Origin of the sequence: Marinifilum caeruleilacunae (genome assembly GCF_013141825.1) — a bacterium.
Lineage (GTDB): Bacteria > Bacteroidota > Bacteroidia > Bacteroidales > Marinifilaceae > Marinifilum > Marinifilum caeruleilacunae.
This window is the reverse complement of the sequence record NZ_RZNH01000005.1, coordinates 151,611-172,125: the sequence shown is the minus strand read 5'-3', so window position 1 is coordinate 172,125 and position 20,515 is coordinate 151,611. Positions and strand designations below refer to the sequence as shown.

Annotated in this window: 16 protein-coding genes; all 16 read right to left on the bottom strand. The window is 34.4% G+C overall.

Annotation, left to right across the window (positions count from 1 at the left end):
* Positions 1–26 precede the first annotated feature (26 nt).
* On the bottom strand, positions 27–1,169 hold the full coding sequence (locus tag ELS83_RS05380) for a capsular polysaccharide biosynthesis protein CapF (RefSeq protein ID WP_171594501.1): 1,143 nt from the start codon (positions 1,167–1,169) through the stop codon (positions 27–29).
* An 11-nt stretch (positions 1,170–1,180) separates the two neighbouring features.
* Positions 1,181–2,218, bottom strand: coding sequence for a polysaccharide biosynthesis protein (locus ELS83_RS05375; protein ID WP_171594500.1), 1,038 nt, complete (start codon positions 2,216–2,218; stop codon positions 1,181–1,183).
* A complete protein-coding gene (locus ELS83_RS05370; protein ID WP_171594499.1) occupies positions 2,211–3,362 on the bottom strand; it encodes a glycosyltransferase in 1,152 nt (383 codons plus the stop codon). The genes ELS83_RS05375 and ELS83_RS05370 overlap by 8 nt, the downstream gene beginning before the upstream one ends.
* A 55-nt stretch (positions 3,363–3,417) precedes the next feature.
* The gene (locus tag ELS83_RS05365) at positions 3,418–4,536 is read right to left on the bottom strand and encodes a glycosyltransferase (protein WP_171594498.1); all 1,119 of its coding nucleotides are present in this window, start codon (positions 4,534–4,536) and stop codon (positions 3,418–3,420) included.
* Positions 4,537–4,652: 116 nt separating this feature from the next.
* On the bottom strand, positions 4,653–5,780 hold the full coding sequence (locus ELS83_RS05360; RefSeq protein ID WP_171594497.1) for a glycosyltransferase: 1,128 nt from the start codon (positions 5,778–5,780) through the stop codon (positions 4,653–4,655).
* A gap of 51 nt (positions 5,781–5,831) precedes the next feature.
* Positions 5,832–6,887 carry a Gfo/Idh/MocA family protein gene (locus ELS83_RS05355; RefSeq protein WP_171594496.1) on the bottom strand — a complete coding sequence of 352 codons (1,056 nt, stop codon included), beginning with the start codon at positions 6,885–6,887 and terminating at the stop codon, positions 5,832–5,834.
* Positions 6,888–6,889: 2 nt separating this feature from the next.
* Positions 6,890–8,329 (bottom strand): NDP-hexose 2,3-dehydratase family protein, encoded by a 1,440-nt coding sequence (locus ELS83_RS05350; RefSeq protein WP_171594495.1) that lies wholly within the window; start codon positions 8,327–8,329, stop codon positions 6,890–6,892.
* A 12-nt stretch (positions 8,330–8,341) separates the two neighbouring features.
* On the bottom strand, positions 8,342–9,244 hold the full coding sequence (locus ELS83_RS05345; protein ID WP_216616390.1) for an NAD-dependent epimerase/dehydratase family protein: 903 nt from the start codon (positions 9,242–9,244) through the stop codon (positions 8,342–8,344).
* A gap of 16 nt (positions 9,245–9,260) precedes the next feature.
* Positions 9,261–10,559, bottom strand: a complete 1,299-nt coding sequence (locus ELS83_RS05340; RefSeq protein ID WP_171594494.1) for a hypothetical protein — start codon at positions 10,557–10,559, stop codon at positions 9,261–9,263.
* A gap of 48 nt (positions 10,560–10,607) precedes the next feature.
* A complete protein-coding gene (locus tag ELS83_RS05335) occupies positions 10,608–11,966 on the bottom strand; it encodes an oligosaccharide flippase family protein (RefSeq protein ID WP_171594493.1) in 1,359 nt (452 codons plus the stop codon).
* Between the two features lie 15 nt (positions 11,967–11,981).
* Positions 11,982–12,881 carry an AAC(3) family N-acetyltransferase gene (locus ELS83_RS05330; RefSeq protein WP_171594492.1) on the bottom strand — a complete coding sequence of 300 codons (900 nt, stop codon included), beginning with the start codon at positions 12,879–12,881 and terminating at the stop codon, positions 11,982–11,984.
* Between the two features lie 403 nt (positions 12,882–13,284).
* Positions 13,285–14,169 carry a glucose-1-phosphate thymidylyltransferase RfbA gene (gene rfbA / locus ELS83_RS05325; protein ID WP_171594491.1) on the bottom strand — a complete coding sequence of 295 codons (885 nt, stop codon included), beginning with the start codon at positions 14,167–14,169 and terminating at the stop codon, positions 13,285–13,287.
* Between the two features lies 1 nt (position 14,170).
* Positions 14,171–15,232 carry a dTDP-glucose 4,6-dehydratase gene (gene rfbB, locus ELS83_RS05320; protein ID WP_171594490.1) on the bottom strand — a complete coding sequence of 354 codons (1,062 nt, stop codon included), beginning with the start codon at positions 15,230–15,232 and terminating at the stop codon, positions 14,171–14,173.
* Between the two features lie 36 nt (positions 15,233–15,268).
* Positions 15,269–16,558: a nucleotide sugar dehydrogenase gene (locus tag ELS83_RS05315; protein WP_171594489.1), complete on the bottom strand. Its 1,290-nt coding sequence runs from the start codon at positions 16,556–16,558 to the stop codon at positions 15,269–15,271.
* Between the two features lie 179 nt (positions 16,559–16,737).
* A complete protein-coding gene (locus ELS83_RS05310) occupies positions 16,738–17,856 on the bottom strand; it encodes a Wzz/FepE/Etk N-terminal domain-containing protein (RefSeq protein WP_171594488.1) in 1,119 nt (372 codons plus the stop codon).
* A 34-nt stretch (positions 17,857–17,890) separates the two neighbouring features.
* Positions 17,891–20,317: an SLBB domain-containing protein gene (locus ELS83_RS05305; protein WP_171594487.1), complete on the bottom strand. Its 2,427-nt coding sequence runs from the start codon at positions 20,315–20,317 to the stop codon at positions 17,891–17,893.
* Positions 20,318–20,515 lie beyond the last annotated feature (198 nt).

The following is a 20,515-nucleotide window of genomic DNA, read 5'->3' as shown; positions in this document are numbered from 1 at the left end:
AAAAAAATTGGGTGATGATTACTTGTTTACACCTCCAGGTAAAAAGTATCAGGAGCGTCAGGATCAAATGGTTCATTCACCCACATTACGGTAACCATATCGTTTTCTCCTAAGTTTTCAATGTTGTGTGTATATCCAACTGGTATATCTACAACCTCCAATTTGTCACCTGAAACAAAATATTCGTGAATTTTTTCTTCATCGATTTTTCGGAAGCGAATCACTCCTTGACCACTAACTACCAAAAATTTTTCATTTTTAGTATGATGCCAATGGTTACCCTTTACGATTCCTGGTTTTGATATATTCACAGATACCTGCCCCCTATCCTCGCTTCTTAACATTTCAGTAAATGACCCTCGATTATCCACATTCATTTTCAATGGATAAGAAAATTCTTCAGTAGGCAAATAGCTTAAATAGGTGGAGTATAGCTTTTTGGCAAAAGAATCATTCATTTTTGCCACTGACAGATCTTTACGACTACTCTTAAATGAATAAAGCAAATCAACAATCTCTCCCAGGCTGATTGGATGAGTTACAGGAACAGCACAAAATTCACCATCTCTATTTTCTTTCCCCTCCAAAGCATGAATTAATTCTTTAAGCACATCATCAATATATACCAAAGTCATTTGGTAAGATCTATCTGAAACTGTAATATCCAAACCATGTGCTATGTTGTGACAAAAGGTTGCCACAGCAGAATTGTAATTCGGCTTACACCATTTCCCAAATACATTTGGAAAACGGTATACTAGAACTTTAGCACCTGTTTCCTTAGCATATTGAAATATTACGTCCTCACCAGCCTTTTTCGACTTTCCATAAACATTATCCAAAATAGCCTGAGTAGATGATGAAATCATCACCGGACAAGTATTCTTATGTTTTTTTAATGAATTTAAGAGTTGGCTGGCAAAATCGCAATTCCCCTCCATAAACTCAGATTCATTTTCCGGACGATTGATTCCTGCAAGGTTGTAAATGAATGTTGCTTCCTTACAATATTCATCCAATAGTTTGTCATCTGTATCAATATCGCACACTAATATTTCAAAGTTCGGATCAAGTGTGTAAGTTTTGTCCTTTCCTTCTTGAATATTTCTTAGCTGAGCAACTAAGTTTTTACCTATAAATCCTTTGGCGCCTGTTACTAATATCTTCATATCTTAAAATATTACATATTAACAGGTTCATCTTTTCCTACCAATACATCCTCACGAATGAAATCCAATTTCAACAACAATTTCTTCATTCCTTCCACATCCAGTGGATTGGTATTGTGAGAGTGATAATCTTCAATTTTGGACAATTCTTCGTCACCTTCCTTGAAATATTTATCGTAGTTCAAATCTCTTGTGTCACAAGGTATTCTGAAATAATCTCCCATATCAATGGCTTTTGCCATCTCTTCTCTTGTTACTAAAGTTTCATACAATTTCTCTCCGTGACGAGTACCAATGGTTTTCACTTCAGTATCTGTCTGATACAATTGTTTCAATGATTCGGCCAATACAGATAAAGTTGCAGCAGGAGCTTTCTGAACGAACAGATCTCCATTTTCACCGTTTTGAAATGCATATATTACCAAATCAACAGCATCATCCAAAGTCATCATGAAACGAGTCATGTTAGGATCTGTAATGGTTATAGGATTACCAGCTTTGATTTGATCTACCCACAATGGAATCACAGAACCTCTACTTGCCATTACATTCCCATAACGAGTACAGCAAATGGTAGTTTTAGCCTCAGTACCCAGTGCTCTACCATGAGCAATGGCCACCTTTTCCATCATGGCCTTGCTTATACCCATTGCATTGATTGGATAAGCCGCTTTATCTGTTGAGAGTACAACTACATTTTCTACTCCATGTGCAATCGCTGACTGAATCACATTGTCAGTACCATCCACATTGGTTTTAACTGCCTGCATTGGAAAAAATTCACAAGATGGAACTTGCTTAAGTGCAGCAGCTGCAAAGACATAGTCAACACCTATCATGGCCAAATCAACAGAACGACGATCTCTTACATCTCCGATGTAAAATTTTACTTTCGGATTTTGTAAGTTGTGGCGCATATCATCTTGCTTTTTCTCATCTCTGGAAAAAATTCGAATTTCTTTAATATCTGAATCTAAGAAGCGGTTTAATACGGCGTTGCCAAAAGAACCGGTACCACCTGTAATTAGAAGTGTTTTATTTTTAAACATCTTTAGTATTATTAATAAGGTTTGCGTAAACTTGATTCGTTGTTTCAATAAATAAACTACGGTAATTCATTAATTGATTCGTGTTTTTAGTTCTATAAGATTGTCTTTCCTCTTCTGTCAATGAACACAACCAATCCATCTTCTCTGCTAAACTAATAGCATTCAGGGATTCAAATTGGAAACCTTCAGGGATTAACGGATTACATTTAAACATAGGTATATCAGATGTAATCAACAACGAATCTAAAGATATAACACTAGATGGAATTCCACTATTTGTTCCTCTCTTGTACGGTAAAATAACTACATCTAATTCTTCAATTAATTGCTTGTACCGGTCATCACTTAGGAATGAAGGGATTACCTTAATTGATAAATCATTAAAAGTACTAAGATTATAGGCATCTGACGTTGCAAAATTCCCTGCAATTATAAGCTCAACATTTTTATCTGTTTTATAAAAATGACGCCAAGCATCGATTAATATATCTAATCCTTTTTCATTTCGAATATGACCTATCATCCCAAATTTTATAATTCCATCGGTTTTCTTCTTTAAAAGATCATCATTCTTCAAACTCATTATTGGAAAAGGATACTGAATAACCTTATCAGCTATTTGAAAATGTTTTTGTAAATCATTCCTTGAAGATTCATTGTGTACAATCAAGAAATCAGCTAAATCAAAGAACATTTTTTTTCTTAATATCTTCTTTTTTAAGCCAACTTCGTCATCCGTGCCAAAAGGAACAACATCATGACAAGTAATAAGTACACTAGTTTTTGTGGTTACCTTAACAATTTTTAAAAATAGGTACTCAACAAATAGATCAGACGTCAGGTTATAGTTTAGAAAAGAAACTTTATAGCGAATTAAATAAATATATGAATATAATAAAGTAAACAACAACTCAAAATATCTAATTATCAATCGAATTTTTCTGTTCTTATACTTAAAAGGAGATGAAAGCTCAGAAAAGCGATAAAAACGCCTTTTTGCCTCTCCATATGAAAGAGGATAATAATAATTGACAACAAGCTCTTGATCAAAATTAGGCTGTAATCCCAAAAATAACTCTCTTATATAACTTCCAGCACTACCCGCAGAACCTGCATAAATGTGTAAAATATCTTTTTTTCTCATTTTTGTTTCCTATTTCTTTAAATATGGAATTCTAATTAAACTTTGATTTTTATTATTAATTGAGAATTTCCAGGAATCGCTTAAAGAATTCATTATCTCCAAAATTATTTAGGCATTGTTCAGAAATATGCTTCCCATTATAAACTTCTCTTTGATAATATATTTTCTCAATAACATGTTTCAAGGATTCATGAGAATTTTCTTCGTATCCATAGCCATTTTCACTTTCTAAAATTGCGTCATTATATATCGATAAATGAGATGGGCAAATTACTGGTATACCGGATAATAATGCATCAATTATTACCATGGGAAATCCCTCAGATAATGAAGTCATTATTATAGAAGTGTAACTGGGTTTTTCACTAAATGGTGGAAATCTCAACCCAATCCAGTTTATATTATCTTGTATTCCTAAACTTTTAGATAATTCAAATGCCCTTTCTTTTTCTGGCCCCTCTCCAACAATGTCTAACTTCCAATTATCTAATTTTATTTGCGCTAACGACTCTAACAAAAAGCATAAGTTTTTCCTCTGATCGATACGTCCAATAAAAATAAAGTGCGGTGAGCCAGGAGATTCATTTAGTGCAATTTGGGTTCTTTGATTTACCGGAGCAAAGGTAAGAAATGCTGGTGTTTCATCTATATAAGATAATTGTTCCTGAATCTGGCTACTAATGCAAATCGCCCCATCAAAAGGCTTCACCATATACCATACATATTTCCTTTTGAGGAAGCTATAAATATGATTAAACATTTTGTTCCCTTGTGTATTGGTATTGAAAACAGTATTCATTGGCCAATAATATATACTAGTATCAAAATGACTTTTTAACTTCCTTACAAATAACCCTAAAAGAGTATGAGTAATTAAAATATTTGAAGGTGAGTATTCTTTAATTTCCTTTTGTAAAATTTTATATACTTTTCTGAAATTTGATATTGCATTAAATATATTAATTTCATTTTCCTTTTTAAATACAGGGTAAAAGGAAATAGTAAACTCCTTGTTTTCGAACCAATTCCATTCTAAATAATCAGATAATGATACAACTTTAATTTCATATCCTTTGGCGGACATTATCCTACTAAAGTTTGAAATTACCGTTTCAACACCTCCCCCTGGTAGCCATGCTGATATAATCAATATTTTCTTGTCTTTATTTATCATTAATCGATAGTATATAGTGTTTAGATTTCTGTTACAATAATTTTAAGCTACTTCAGACAGGCTAACAATTCATATCGCAATTTATTTCAGTTAAATTTTATAACTAGGAATAAGTATTACAAATTATTATAAAAAGAAGTTAGTGATTGTTTAAAAGCCTGCACTTCACTATAAATATTCCAGCGGTTATCCACTTCACTGAAAGTATTTATCCTTATTTCTTCACGTTTTTTTGAATTTGTATTATCAAGCCATTTTTGAATCACGTTTGCAAGATCTTCCACATCACCTTGCCTAAAGAAATCTCCAGTGAAATTTGGATTGATTGCCTCGAATTCAGGTCCTTGATAACTAAAATCGCCATGTGTAATTACAGGACAGCCAAAAGTCATTGCACTAATTGCTGTTAATCCAACATTTCCAGGTGAAACGCATACATCGGCATTATAAAAAAGATTTCCCAAGATTGTATTATCGTAGCAAGGTCCATATAAATACACATATTTTTCAAGTCCATTTAACTTCACAAGATCATTTAAATTAACCCCATCAATATCTTTTCCTACAACTACGAAATTAAGGTATACGCCCTTAGCATTTAAAATCTTCATGCTATCAATAATCATGTCCAGGCGCTTTTCTTTTGTTACCCTTCCGACAAAAATTAGCGTCGGAAAATCATTATTGAAATACTCCCTAAATATATCACTCTTTATTAATGACTTACGGACACGCAAATCTTCATCTGTATCTAGAGAATTACCAACACTAATTATCTTTTTTTTCTGTACCCCACATTCTGTCATTAATTTTATAGCCCTTTCATTGTAAACAAAATTAATGTCACACAGCTTATAGTACCAGGTTTTAATTAGTTTCCTAAGTTTTTTTTCTCGACCATAGATACCATGAGACCAAGAAGCAACATTTTTTCTACTAAATTTTGTCAGTAAAATCAGCACCCAATACGACAAGCAAAATGGCCCTCCCACAATATATAAATCATACGGTTTATTGATAAGACTAACCGCATTTTTCAGCCAATAAAAATTACCAACTATAGAACGGGGTAGAAGAGAATCTCGATAATTGATCAATTGAGAATAATCATATGTTTTTATGCCTTTTGAAGGATCATCTTCACAAATATAGAAATCACAATCCAGTTCTTTTGCCATTACATTATATATTGGCAACCTATACATTGACCCCCCTCCAAAAATACAAATTTTCTTTTTTGCCATAAATCTTTTTAATTCATAAAATGCTGTACATCTTTATTCCAAAGGCTATTGTCATCTTTCGTCTTGTTCACCTTGATATACTGCTAATTTTTTAAACTGTGATATTAAATCTGCCTGCCTTTGAATTATAAGATAATTATCAACTCTTTTTGATTCATCATTTATACATTGATAAAAACACTCAATAGATTTTTCAAAAGTATCATCTGATGACAAATCACGGGTCTCTAATTCCTGATTTTTCTTTAACGTATAACTCGGAACAAAATTTGGAGGTGCTGTTAATATGCGGTTAGATGTTATTGTTCCATTACTTCCCCATATTTCAATTTCGCATTTATAATCGTTATCCATACCAAATGCCAATTGTGCTGTGACACCTTCATGATTTACCATAGTAGCAGAACCAAACATATCTACTTCAAATTCATCTATGTAGTTAACCTGAGCTGTAGTAAGTTTAGCTGTTTGCCCTATCAAATATGTTGCATATTTAATTGTATAACCACCTGCATCAAGTAATGCGCCTCCACCTAATGACTTTATGTAACGAAAATCATTAGGTGCCCTACGAGGAAATCCAAATGAGATCCTATATAGGCGGATATCTCCAATCTCACCACTCTCAACAACGTCTTGGATTTCTCTCAACTGCCTATGATAGACGAACATGTAATTTTCATGGAGAGTCAATCCTTTTTCTTTTGCAATCTTGATCAAGTCTGCTGTTTCTTCAGCACATGTAGTAGATGGTTTCTCCACAAAAACATGTTTACCATACCTCAAAGCCATTTTGGCCCACTTGTAATGCAACGCAGGTGGTAGAGGGATATAAATGGCGTCAATGGACTCAGACTCCAATATTGATTTATAACTATTAAAGATTCTACCTCCATAAATCTCAATGAAAGATTCTGCTTTTTCCCTTTCACTTCTTTGTTGCTCTGTAATAGCATTATTGCTTATGCCATACAAATTTCCGAACCATTCTTCTGGACTGGCTACCGCAATACCAACAAACTCAAATTTACCATTTGCCTTTTTCAATGCAGGCATGAACCTTCTAAAAGCTATTTCGGAAGGACAGATTATACCAATACGTATCATAATTAATAAAAACTAATAGCCGACAATAAACTGCGGGCTGCAATGTTCAAATAGTTGTTGTATGTAACAAAAGAAAGCATTTGATTTAGTGTCATCCAGCAATAGTTTTCTTCAACATCTATTGGGAATTCATCTCCTACTTCTACTATCAAATTCAAGTTCTGCTCTTGGAAAAATCGCCCTCCTTCCTCACTCTGATGTGTCGAATACCAAATATTTTCAGTCTTTGCTCCTAAGAAATATTCAAGATAAGGAATACTATATTCGTTCTCACCTGTGCGATAATTTCCTGTTAGACATTGGACTGTTGGTGCCATTTCCACAATATCGAAATTCCCTGACTCTAACTTTGCCTGTACAAGAAAATGATAGATTCCGTTAATTTTTTTAACAAGAAATCCCATTACACCCTCTTGGGCCGAACGAACCATAGGCTGATCCCATGCAACAACTTCACGATTCCCAATCTGCACATTAACACCAATAACATCAAAATATTTATTGTCTTCATGATGAATAGTATCACCATCATAATTCCAACATGTCATTTCAGATATTCCAATTTTTGAAACTTCCAATTCATATTTGAATTTTAAAGCTGAAATCCATTGAATAATGTCCTGTGTATCGTGAAGATGATTAGTAGCGCTTAAAACCGAATAGAGAAATGATTCTGATTTTGAGGTAAGTAATTTATTATGATTTTGAAAAACTGAAAGCAATCTTAGGGTCGATTCCGAATAGTTGCCAAATTTAATACAAGAGATCACTGTTCGAGTATCCATATTAATTATATTCGGATATCTCAACAATTCCTTTATCTGACCAAGAGTAACCCATATAAAATTCTCTTTTACTTCAATATCTTCATTCTCTGCAACCTCAATAATGATATTTCGGTTTCGCTTCTGAAGAAAACGGGCTCCCTGTTCTGACTGTAGTTGATCTACGAGTTTGGTAACTGGCATTTTTCCAGTAAAATACTCCAGATAGTTTGGTGCTACACCATTATGAACCCTCGTATAATTACTTCTGGTTGCCTGTAGTGTTGGCGATAACTGAACAATATTCAAATTTCCAGGTTCAATTTTAGCTTGCATCAAGAAATGAACTACACCATTAAACTTCTTCACAATAAAGCCAAGAAATCCAATTTCCGGTTGATTTATGATAGGTTGATCCCATTCTGGAGTGATCCCATAATTAGTTTTAATGTTAATTCCGTCAATACTATAGAATTTACCACTCTTATGACGTATTCTATCATCCTTATATGTCCAATCCTTCAGTTTAGAAATAGGTATCTGCGTAATTTCACTATTCACTCTTTCATTCTGTTCCTTCATCCACGCTAAAATGTCTGAAGTAGAAATGAACGAACCATGATGAAGAGCTGACACCAAAAAATCAAATTGAGTATCTTCTACGTTACGTGTTTTCATATAATATCTTAATTATAAATCTTTTGCAAAGTCAAATAACTTTTTATAAGGTGGCATCTCAATTAGAGATTGTATCTTTCCATCGTCAAAATAGGTATGACCACTCTCAATTCTCAAGTCGCTATCAGGCCAAGGTACTGCCGCCACTTCTTGATTAAACTTATTAGCAATTGTAACAGCCGCATCCTTTAGAGAAAGGGTTTCCCCACCAATATTATAAATCCGACCGACTGATTTTTCGGCGAAAGCTCCATGTACAATTTGATAGCACACATCTTCAATGTGTGTAAACGTGCGCTTTATCTCTCCACCCCCATATAGAGATATATTATTACCGGATTTTACTTGCTTAATAAAGAAGCCAACAGTACCAAACGAATAGTCTGTAGAAATTAAATTGCCATAAGGAACACATAAACGAAATACAGTATAAGGAATTCCAAAACTATTTCTGTATGCATCAAGTAAACCTTCACAAGCTAATTTATTAACAGCGTAGATTGTTTTAGTTTCTTTGGTATCTTCTTCTTTCAGTGGTTTGTCAATGCCTTTATAAACTAATCTAGTCGATGGAAATATAACCTTTGGGCGATAAGGTGAGTTTCGAATGGTATCCAATAAATTTAGCAAACCTAGTTCGTTTATTTCAATAAATTTCTCGTAATCGGTAAATCCTGCGTGTGTACCAGTTAATCCAGAAAACAGAAAAAGATAATCCACATCCAAATTAACTTTTGAGATAGACTCTTTTGACGTTAAATCAATTTTGATATATCCAGGTGAATCGACAATATCGTATAGTTCAACATTAATTCCTAGATTTTTCATATAGAAACTAAGATGTTTACCAATATATCCCGATGCTCCAATTATTGCACATTTCTTCATAAGTGGATTTATTATATTTCTGCTCATTTTTTTTAAAATTTATCTAATTTTTATCGTACTTAAGATTTACAAACAAAATTGTTAGTATTATAAGAAAAACCCCTTCCGATAAAAGAAATGAAAAAAAGGATGTGTTCAATAAAGCCACCATCGGTATTAAAAATAATATGCACAAAAAATTTCTATTCTCCGCTGTTGCCAGGCTATTAATTAAAATAAGAAATAATAAAAATAAAAAACTTACAATCGCAACTCCTGTCACCCCCATAGCGGTGACACCATCCATTGCCCAAAATACTGCATTAGCATTCATCCCTCCTTCCGTGACCACTTTGCCAATAGCCTCACCTGCATAAGGGTTTGAATTTGTAATAGCATTTATAATATTAACATGCGAAAAGAAGGTATATGGATGACTCTGAAAGAAAGGCATGTAGTATCCAACGAAAAGAATACCCGAAATTGTCATTGTTCTCATCAAGAAAACAGCTGCTAATACATAAACAATCTCATTTTCGAGATTACACAATAATAGCAGGGTAAGTAAACCTAAACTGATTGTTAAAATACTTAACAAATTAATGTTCATTTTATATTGCCATAAAAAGAACTTATAAAATCCAAATAATATTAAAGGTGCAAGGAAGTCGGATTTGGCTCCAAAAATACTATACAGAAATAAAAACGATAGTGCGCCAAAAACAATAAATTTTTTATCCTTTTTAAATAAACCATAGACAAAAATGAGAGGAAAAATAAAACTACCCGACCATGAGTTAATGTAACCCATAAAAGCATTTCCAACTTCTGCATTTTCTGCACGGAGCTGATAAACAGAGGTAAAACTAACTATTCTCATATTATTATGATACACTGCAAATTGCAACAATAAAATTATTATTGCGAAAAACCAAATAACCTTAATTGGAATCTTTCTGCTTGGATGTTTTATTTTAATTCGTATCCTATCTGAATAAAAATACATACTCATTGCAATACATAGAACCATCCAATACTCTATAACGTGGTAGTCATTAACTTCTTTAAAATTAAACAACAAACCTAAAACAATAGGAACATATCCAAAATAATACAGAATCAAGGATAACCATGATGACACATTTCGAATTCCTTTATAGAAAAGAATAGGAATCAGAGCAATAGCATATCCAAAACAATCGTAGATAAAGGAGTGAGGAACATCCAAATAGAAATATGCATGCCATACAGTAACACAATAGTATTTCCATACATAGGAAAAAATAAATATATACAGCGCCCCAAATAACACATTTTTTAATGTACTATTACCACAAAATACTATTTTAAAAAATCTATTCATGAACTGATTATAAGTAAACCTTGTAGAAAGTGTAATAAAAATCCTAAATTAATAAGTTAGTAAGCCAGAATAAAAAATTCTAATCAGTAATAATAAATAACATATGAATATACATAGGACAAAATATTTAGATACTGCATTCAAACGAAGATTCGTAATCTTTAATATTTTAGCGTAAATTAAAAACTGAACCAGGGCATAAAAAATTGAATATATTATCAAGACCACATTTATGTTGTCATAATAAATGGCAGCTACAATTAGAGCTCCTATTGCTAGAGCAAAATTGAGCAAATTCAATTTAAATCGAATTTCTTGTCTATCAAGAGTCTTAAAAGCCGGAAGAAGTGATTGTACCAGTATGACTGGAACCGAAAACACTGACATAATAAGAGCCATACTACCTGCTTGTATCCATTTATCACCTAATATGAAAACAAGCAGTTTATCTCCCCCAAAAGTCAGAAACAGTATTGGAAGTAATGAAATCAAAAAAGTGATTTTTGCCACTTTTTGAGTTATTGATGTTATTGCTACTGGATCTTTAAAATTTTCAGATAGTTCTCTATAATATACACTACCCATTGCTGAACCAAATACATTTATGGGTAATAAAATAAATTGAATTACCATGGAAAAATGACCAATTTCATCTTTACCGAAATAATTTGACAATATGATAATTGTGAGGTTTAATACTGCAAATTCAATAAATCTTGCCGGTGCTTCATACAAAGGAAATTTCTTATACTTAGTTGCTAGATCTTTTATACTTGCAACTTTAATTCTACTGGTTGAGTAACTTTTAAAAAATCCGCGTAAAGGAAAAATAAAATAAATGGTAGCTATAAGTTGAGAAATGATATTGCCAACAATTAAACCAAAAGAAATAATAGGAAATTTCCCAAGAAAAACCCTAATTGCTGCTTGCGATGATCCATTAATTATATTCGACACTGACATTGCCCCATATCTCTTATTCCTGTTAGCAATACTATTAAAGATATTATAGGTCGCAGTAATAAGTAACATCGTTGCAAGTAATGGGACACTATGAAAATTAACAAAAAATGGAATGCCTATCGTTTTACCAGAGACAAAAACAAAAGTGACTAGACATGTAATGGATAATGAAATTATAAAGCACAATACAATTAAAATAGGTAATTCTTTATCATCAGAAGATTTAACTATAGTGTTTTCGTATGAGAGGAATATGAAGGAATTCACAATGTAAAGCACACTGGAAAAAATACCCCATACTCCATAATCCTCTGGTGTATATAGCCTTGAAAGTATCGGCGTAACAATAAATGGTATTAACATTAACACGACACTACTAGAAGATAATTTCAAAGTATTCTTAATTAGAGAAGAGTTTAATATTGTCTCTATTTTTGCAAGCATATTACAGTCTCTTTACTAGAATATATATTTTTTACTAGAAGGCACCCAATACAAACTAACCCCTAAACGCCCTAAATTCAACATTTTATTAAGACAGCTCTTTGAGTAAAAAACTTTTATCTCAAGATTAGAAATTTTTGAATGTGCCCAATCATTCTTAGTTAACCACTTAAATATTGTTGGTTCATGTGGCCTTCTTTCAATTTCACTAGTTATACTTTTGTACATTTGTACATTCTTGTCCTCATCATAATATTTGTAAACTTTTTCTTTTGTGAAGAACTGTGCCCAATATGGATGTTCATATTGTAATATACTTTCCACACAGTGTTCAAATGTTGAAATGTAATTACGTGGCATACCTAAATTAAATATTAATCCATCTTTCTCACATAGTCGATACCAAGGAGAGCTAGTATCCCAACAATCTCTGGATTTATGATGATCATTGCACAAATAGTCTGTTAATGGCCCTATAGCACAAACTGAACTTTGAACATTAATACTCCTTTGTACTCCTTTATATTTTCTAAAAACCTCAGCTAGATATCCTGCTCCTGTCTTATCATTTATTGGATCAAATATATATGTATCGGAAAATAATCTTACATCTGGGAATGCAGGCATAACTAAAGTGCCAGATCCGCCAATCGTTTCAAGAATTTTATCGATTAACTCTTCCGTCGTACCACTATAATTGTAAAATTCTTTCATCGATGCATGAATACAAACTAAACTTCCCCTTTTCATCCCCATTTCTTTCATGACAGTGATAATATCATCAGCTGTATACTTTTTGTGATAGAATATCATTCCTAATCTTTTATGAACATTCTTTCTGAAAAGTGAAAAGTCCTCAATACCGAATATTTTTTTTACAACCTTTCCAACTTTAGTATATAAACTTGTTTTCATATCAATTATGAATTTTTCGAGATGAACTTACTATTTATAACAATACTAGTTTATAAGACAAGTATTTATTCTCAAATAATAGTGGCCTTCTATTACAAACTAATATAATACGAATCGCACTAAACTTGCCATTAAGCACATATGTATCATCTATTTACAGTATCATACCCTCACTGCTACCAAATGAATTATATTTTCCAAATCAAAACCATAAACAATCTGACCCTATTTCAACATGAGTGCTTCCGATTCATAAGTTTTGAAATTCGATTTTATCTCAATATCACTAAGATTTACCAATACCCTGCATAGATTAAAAAACATTTAAATTGATAATTCGCATTTCAGGGTATTAGCTTACCAACTTACATGTAGTAAAACTAATTTAACTAACCTCCAACAATTAGTTAAATTGCTCATCTGCTATGGATATTAAATATTGACCATATTCATTTTTCTTCAATGGTTCAGCCAATTTTAGTAATTGTTCTTTTGTAATATACTCCTTTAGATATGCTACCTCCTCTAAACAAGCCACTTTTAAGCCCTGTCGTTTTTCAATGGTTTCAACAAATCGTCCGGCATCAAGCAAGGATTCATGAGTTCCTGTATCTAACCAGGCATAACCTCTCCCCATCAATTCAACTTTCAAATTACCTTGCATTAAATACTCCTGATTTACTGTTGTTATCTCTAATTCACCACGATGAGATGGTTTAATATTTTTGGCAATCTCAACAACTGAATTTGGATAAAAATATAATCCCACAACTGCGTAGTTTGATAATGGCTTCTCTGGTTTTTCTTCAATTGATGTTACATTTCCTTCTTTGTCGAAAGCAGCAACTCCATACCTTTCCGGATCACTTACATAATACCCAAACACTGTTGATTTTCTTTCCTGCTCAACATTTCTACGTGAATTAGCAAGCATCTTTGAAAGCCCATCTCCGTAGAAAATATTATCCCCAAGCACCAAACAAACATCATCATTTCCGATAAACTCTTCGCCGATAATAAAAGCTTGTGCTAAACCATCTGGAGAAGGTTGCTCAGCATAAGACAATTTGATTCCATAATCCGATCCATCACCCAAAAGTCTTTCAAATCCAGGTAAATCTTGTGGAGTAGAAATAATCAAAATTTCCCTAATACCTGCCAACATCAAAACTGACAATGGATAATTAATCATAGGCTTATCATAAATAGGCAATAATTGCTTCGATACACCTTTAGTGATGGGATACAATCGTGTACCACTACCTCCTGCTAATATAATTCCCTTCATCTTACTTGGCTTTATACATTTCGTTATAATAATCTTGATAATCTCCGGAAGTAATATTTTCCAACCATTCAGTATTTTCGAGATACCATTTTACTGTCTTTTCTATTCCTTCTTCAAATTGAAGGGATGGTTCCCAACCCAACTCTTCCTTTAATTTGGTTGAATCAATAGCATATCGTAAGTCGTGACCAGCTCTATCGGTTACGTATGTGATCAATTTTTCTGAAGATCCCTCTTCTCTACCTAACAAACGATCAACTGTCTTAATCATCACTTTAATCAAATCAATGTTTTTCCACTCATTGAAACCTCCAATGTTATAGGTGTTTCCCAATTTTCCTTCATGGAAAATTACATCAATGGCGCGAGCATGATCATCAACGTACAACCAGTCTCTTACATTTTCACCTTTACCGTAAACCGGAAGCGGCTTGTTGTTACAGATATTGTTGATAAACAAAGGAATCAATTTTTCCGGGAATTGATATGATCCATAGTTGTTTGAGCAATTCGAAATTACAGTTGGCAAACCATAAGTATCATGGAAAGCTCTTACAAAGTGATCTGAAGAAGCTTTTGAGGCAGAATATGGTGAATGTGGATCGTATGGCGTAGCTTCAACAAAAAAACCATCTTCGCCCAATGAACCATATACTTCATCGGTTGAAACATGGTAGAATAGCTTGTTATCGAAATCCCCATCCCAAGCATGCTTAGCTGCCTGCAACAAGGACAAAGTACCCATTACGTTTGTTTGCGCAAAAGAAAATGGATCTCTAATAGAGCGGTCTACATGTGACTCTGCGGCCAAATGAATTACACTATTGATTTGGTAATCCTGAAAGATTTTCTGCACTCTTTCAAAATCACAAATATCACATTTTACAAACTCATAATTCTCCTTTTCTTCCACATCCTTAAGGTTGGCTAAATTACCTGCATAGGTCAGCACATCCATATTAATCATTCGATAGTTAGGGTATTTATTGACTAACAAGCGAACGAGATGCGAGCCTATAAAACCTGCTCCTCCAGTGATTAATATATTCCTATTATATTTCATTAACTTCTCTTTAAAATCTGATTAATAATTAAACTCCTACAATCTTCCATCTACAAGATCTTTATCCCAACAGCCTTTAATATCGTAAATCACCGCATCGTGGCCATTTTTTAATTCATCCATATTCAGACTTAAAAACTCCTTATGCGAAACAGCTAATATAACAGCATCATATTTTTCTGTCATTACTGTATCAATATTGTTTTCAACATCAAATCCATATTCATGATTTACCTCCTGCTCATCAGCCCAAGGGTCACAGATCTTAACGTTAGTCCCAAATTCTTTCAACTCATCTATAACATCAACTATTTTCGTATTTCTGATATCAGGACAATTTTCTTTAAATGTAAATCCTAATACTAATATTTTACTTCCTTTAATCCTGTGCCCCTTCTCAATCATGAGTTTAATAACCTTGTGGGCAACAAATTGTCCCATCACATCATTAACCTTACGTCCAGAACTAATCACATCTGGTTGATACCCCAGCTGCTCTGCTTTCCACTTCAAATAATAAGGATCAACACTAATACAGTGTCCTCCAACCAAACCTGGCTTAAACTTCAAAAAATTCCATTTCGAACCTGCAGCTTCAATAACCTCATTGGTATCAATACCTATTCGATCAAAAATCAAAGCCAACTCATTAACAAAAGATATATTTAAATCTCGCTGAGCATTTTCAATTACTTTAGAAGCTTCCGCTACCTTAAGAGACGATGCCTTGTGAGTCCCATTTAAAAGTATTGCATTATATAGTTTATCAACATCTTCTGCAATTTCGGGTGTCGAGCCAGATGTAACCTTCTTAATGGTTAACAATGTATTTACCTTATCTCCAGGATTGATTCTTTCAGGAGAATAACCGGCAAAGAAATCCTCGTTAAATTTTAATCCAGAAACTTCTTCGACTACGGGCAAGCATACTTCCTCTGTAGCACCTGGATAAACAGTTGATTCATAAATGACAATATCACCTTTCGAAATAACCTTCCCCACTGTTTGACTCGCATTTATCAAAGGTGTCATATCTGGTCGTTTATCTTCTGTTATTGGAGTAGGAACAGTGACAATATAATAATTAGCATCATTGATATCCTCAAGTGATGCAGATAAATACAATCCATTCCATTTTTCATCTTTCAATACAGATTGTAAATTATCATCTTCAACCTCTAAAGTCGCATCATGCCCCTTATTTAATTCAAAAACACGATTAGCATCAATATCAAAACCAACAACAGGATACTTCTTAGCAAACTCAACTGCTAAAGGCAATCCTACATAACCTAAACCAATAATAGCAATTTTTATATTTTCCATTTTTAACCTTAATTCTATATCTTTTTTTATAATTCTTTACCTCAAACAGTAATCTATCAATAGTTAAATTGTCATTAATAAAACTTTTACTTTAGCAATTATTAACAGTTGTAAAAAACACCCTTTAACTATACACGGAGCAAGCCTCTCAAATCACAGTATAGTTTCTATTTTTTTATTTACTCTTCCTTCCATTCACTTCTTATGCTGGATATAACTACTTTTCCAAGGACAATTCCTAGACCTAAAATCCCACCAAAAAAAGTCCAGATAATGAAAATCATAGCACGTTTTGGTTTTGATTTTTCAATTGGCACAGATACCGGTTCAATTACCGTAAAAACAGGGGTATCTTCTTTCACCTGTATTTTTTGAGTTTCCAGTTGTTTTGCCAATTCTGAATAGAGACCATACACCAAATTGTATTCCGCGGTTAATCGTTCAAGTTCCGTCTGTGCCGTCGCCTTACTCACATTTTTGTTTCGATCTAGAAATTGAGCCAATTTTTGCTGCGCAAGATTCGCCTCCAACTTAATCTCAATATATCTTTCTTCTACAAAAACCAATTGATCTTTTGCTTTCTGAATTTTGAAATCCGTTATTGCATCCTGCAAAAGCAGCTGTGCTTTTTGTACCATTTGAGCGGCAGCTTTTGCTTGCGGCATACGAGCCGAAATGGTAATGTAGCCATCTTTCTCGTTCACTTCTATTGACAATTGTGCCGAAAGAATATTGATGAGTTTCTTTTCATCATGTGTGATGGAAAGTAAATTCTGGTCACTTATTATTAAGTCACTAGTCACTGTTTGTTTACCACGGATCGCTTTTAAAAATAGACCTGGTAATCCAATAGTGTATTTTTTGATGTAGCCTAATAATCCTGGGCTGTATATTTCTTCGTAATAATGAGCAAACGTTACCCTTTCACTTTGCCCTTCAATCGAAAGAGGGGTTTTCATCAACTCCTTCTGAAAAGGAATACTTCTTACAATTTTAGGATACAGGGTAGGTGGGATTGTTGATCCACCTCCCATGCTTCCCAAGTTAATTCCAGCCATAGCTGCTAAACCTCCTAAATTCCCACCAATCTTTCCATTTCCTTCTGCAGACTGCGGAACCATTGTAGACAAAGCGGTGTATTCTTTTGGAGAAAAAACGGCCATAAATAAGCCTACAAACATAAAAATGATCGTAATTTTAAACACAGTCTTTTTGCCTTCCCAAATGGTTTTAGCAAGCTGTATTAAATCAATTTCACTCTCTGTGCGATTATTAATATTATTACTATCTTCTTGCATTGTATTAAGCTATTCTCAAATTATATTTACACATTTATCTCGTAGCAACAGCAATTGCCGTTATCAAACTTGCCAAAGTAGAAGTAAATGCCAACCATTTACTTGCATTGGCCGCCTTATCCACCTCTGGTTTTTCAGGCACAATGATTTCACAGCCAGGTTCAATTTTTGGAAAACGTCTTCCAAATAATCCTCCTTTAGTAGCAGCGGTTGTTCCATTGGCATACAAAACATATACTTTTCCTTTTTTCGCTCTCTGCGCAAAACCACCCGAGGCCAAAATGTATTCTTTTGCTTTTTTCTTAGTGGTAAAAGTATGAGCGACAGGATTCAAAACCGAACCTGACACCATAACCGTCTCCAATTTGGATGGCACCATCAATTGATCACCTTCTAATACATGTATATCTTCTATACACCCGGGTTGAGCCATAATCTTTGGCAAATCAATTCCTACAATTTGATATTGCACCCTTTCTACATCTTCTGCATTCATGGTGGTATCTTGTAGGGCAATGGCTAATTTGGCCTGGTATTCTGCATCAGACAATTCAATTCTTCTGCGTAAAGAAGCTCCTTTGATGTAGGCTTCTGTGGTGATGCCTCCTGCCCTTCGGATCAGATCTGAGATTTTTTCATCCTTACGGGTAATTCCATAATCTCCGGCATATTTCACCTCTCCTTGTATGCTGATGGTAGATTGTGGACGGTAACCAGGTGCACGACGAATGTAGACCTTATCGAAGGCGTTCAAAGTAAAGGCAGCACCTTCTGCATCCAGCTTCAGGTTTCTATCCAATCCATATTGAAAGGTGTGTAGTAATGATTTGGTTAGCTCCTTGGTTTCGTCATAGTCCAATACACGACTCACCTCAACACTGCTCACCTCTGCATTCTCAAGGAAACCACCAGCCTGGAAAATCAGGTCGGCAATTTTCATGTTCTCTGCCCAGGCATAAGTTCCAGGAAACTGAACTTCTCCTACAATTTCAACCGTACGTGCTTCACGCAAGTCAAAAATGGATGAAATCTGCACACGATCTTCTCGTTGCAATTCCACATCTGCCTTTCCATTCACTACATCGCGAACCGAAAAGGAAATGGCTTCCAAACTCAGATCTTTTTGTTTGCGCGTAATTACACCACGCTCCATAAAGGCTTCTTCTTTCAAACCTTCTGCTTTTGCGATCAGCTCGGAAAGCTTCATCCCGTCGTACAGCTGATAATCGCCAGGGCGATAAACTGCACCGGCAATGCTGATGCGATTTTCAAATCGTTCTGTTACTGCACCTGCCAGAATGGAATCACCATTCATCAAGATTACTTCCTTGTATTTATCAGCCGATACATCTACAAAACTTAGAGTACGGCTATTGTTTCTGTACAAATCCAAACGGTGGGTATAAGCCTTATCGGTAAAACCACCTGCATAACGCAGGATATCGGCTACCAATTCACCCTCTTTCGCCTCGAACAAACCAGTACGTTTGAACTCACCAGCCATTTTAATGCGGTTTACATAGGGACGAACCATTACCACATCCTGGTCTCGTAACTGCACATTGCTTTGTGTTTTGCCATCAACCAGGTAGGCATACACATCTACCGAATTGATTACTTTGCCATCACGAATCAAATCGATCACACGGAATGATCCATTTTCGTTGGGTCCACCCGCCAGGTACAATGCATTGAATACTGATGCGGTAGCAGGTAAGGAGTAAGTTCCCGGCAGATTCACCTCACCAATTACATTCACCTTTACTCCTTTTAAGGCACCCAAACTAACATCTGCAAAGGTATTGGGCTGATCCCCACTCATTCCATTGTAAATGGAAGTCAGTCTTGATTTGATTTTTTTAGAGGCTTCAGCAAAGCTCATTCCATATACATTGACAGGACCCAAATCAGGAATAATCACGGAACCATTTTTTTGAACCATTAAGAGGTAGGTTTGCTGAGATGCACCATAAACAGATATACTCACCTCATCTCCAACACCCAAAGCATAGGAGTCTGAAACCGGCACATCCACATTTGGCGCAAAACTTAAATTTTCTGAATTGAAAAAGTGAAAACCAAAAATTTCCTGGTTCTTTTCTGTGGCTTCGAATTCAACTTTTTCAGACATCTCTTCTTCTGGAGCAATTTCTGCCGCAAGATCTTTATTGGCATCTGATGAATCGCCAAACTGTTGCTTCATCTTGTACTCGTTGATGCGTTGAATCATCTGGTCGATTTGCACCTGCGAAGCACCTCGCGCGCGCGCCAAAGCCATGGCCTCTTCCAGGCTCATGCCATTCTTTTCCATTTCGGAAATAATTCTTTCAATCTGTGCGTCGCTTAATTCATTTACATTTACAGTAGCAGGATTGATATTTGTATTTTGGGCCACAATAGCCTGCACGCTCATTGTGAATACAAAAACCAACCAAAAACTTTTTCGAAACAATCGAATCATAATTTTAATCTATTAGATATGCTTTGGTTTTTCTCTTATTATTCTTTCCATACCGCTTAGCTTTGACAAAACCCCACTTTTACATGATCAAAGTTTTTCACGGTTGCGCAAAAATAAAAAACTGCCGTACAAATCCCTAATTTTCACGACTGTTTTATTGTTTATTTTACTAACATATTTTTCACACAAAAGTCAAAC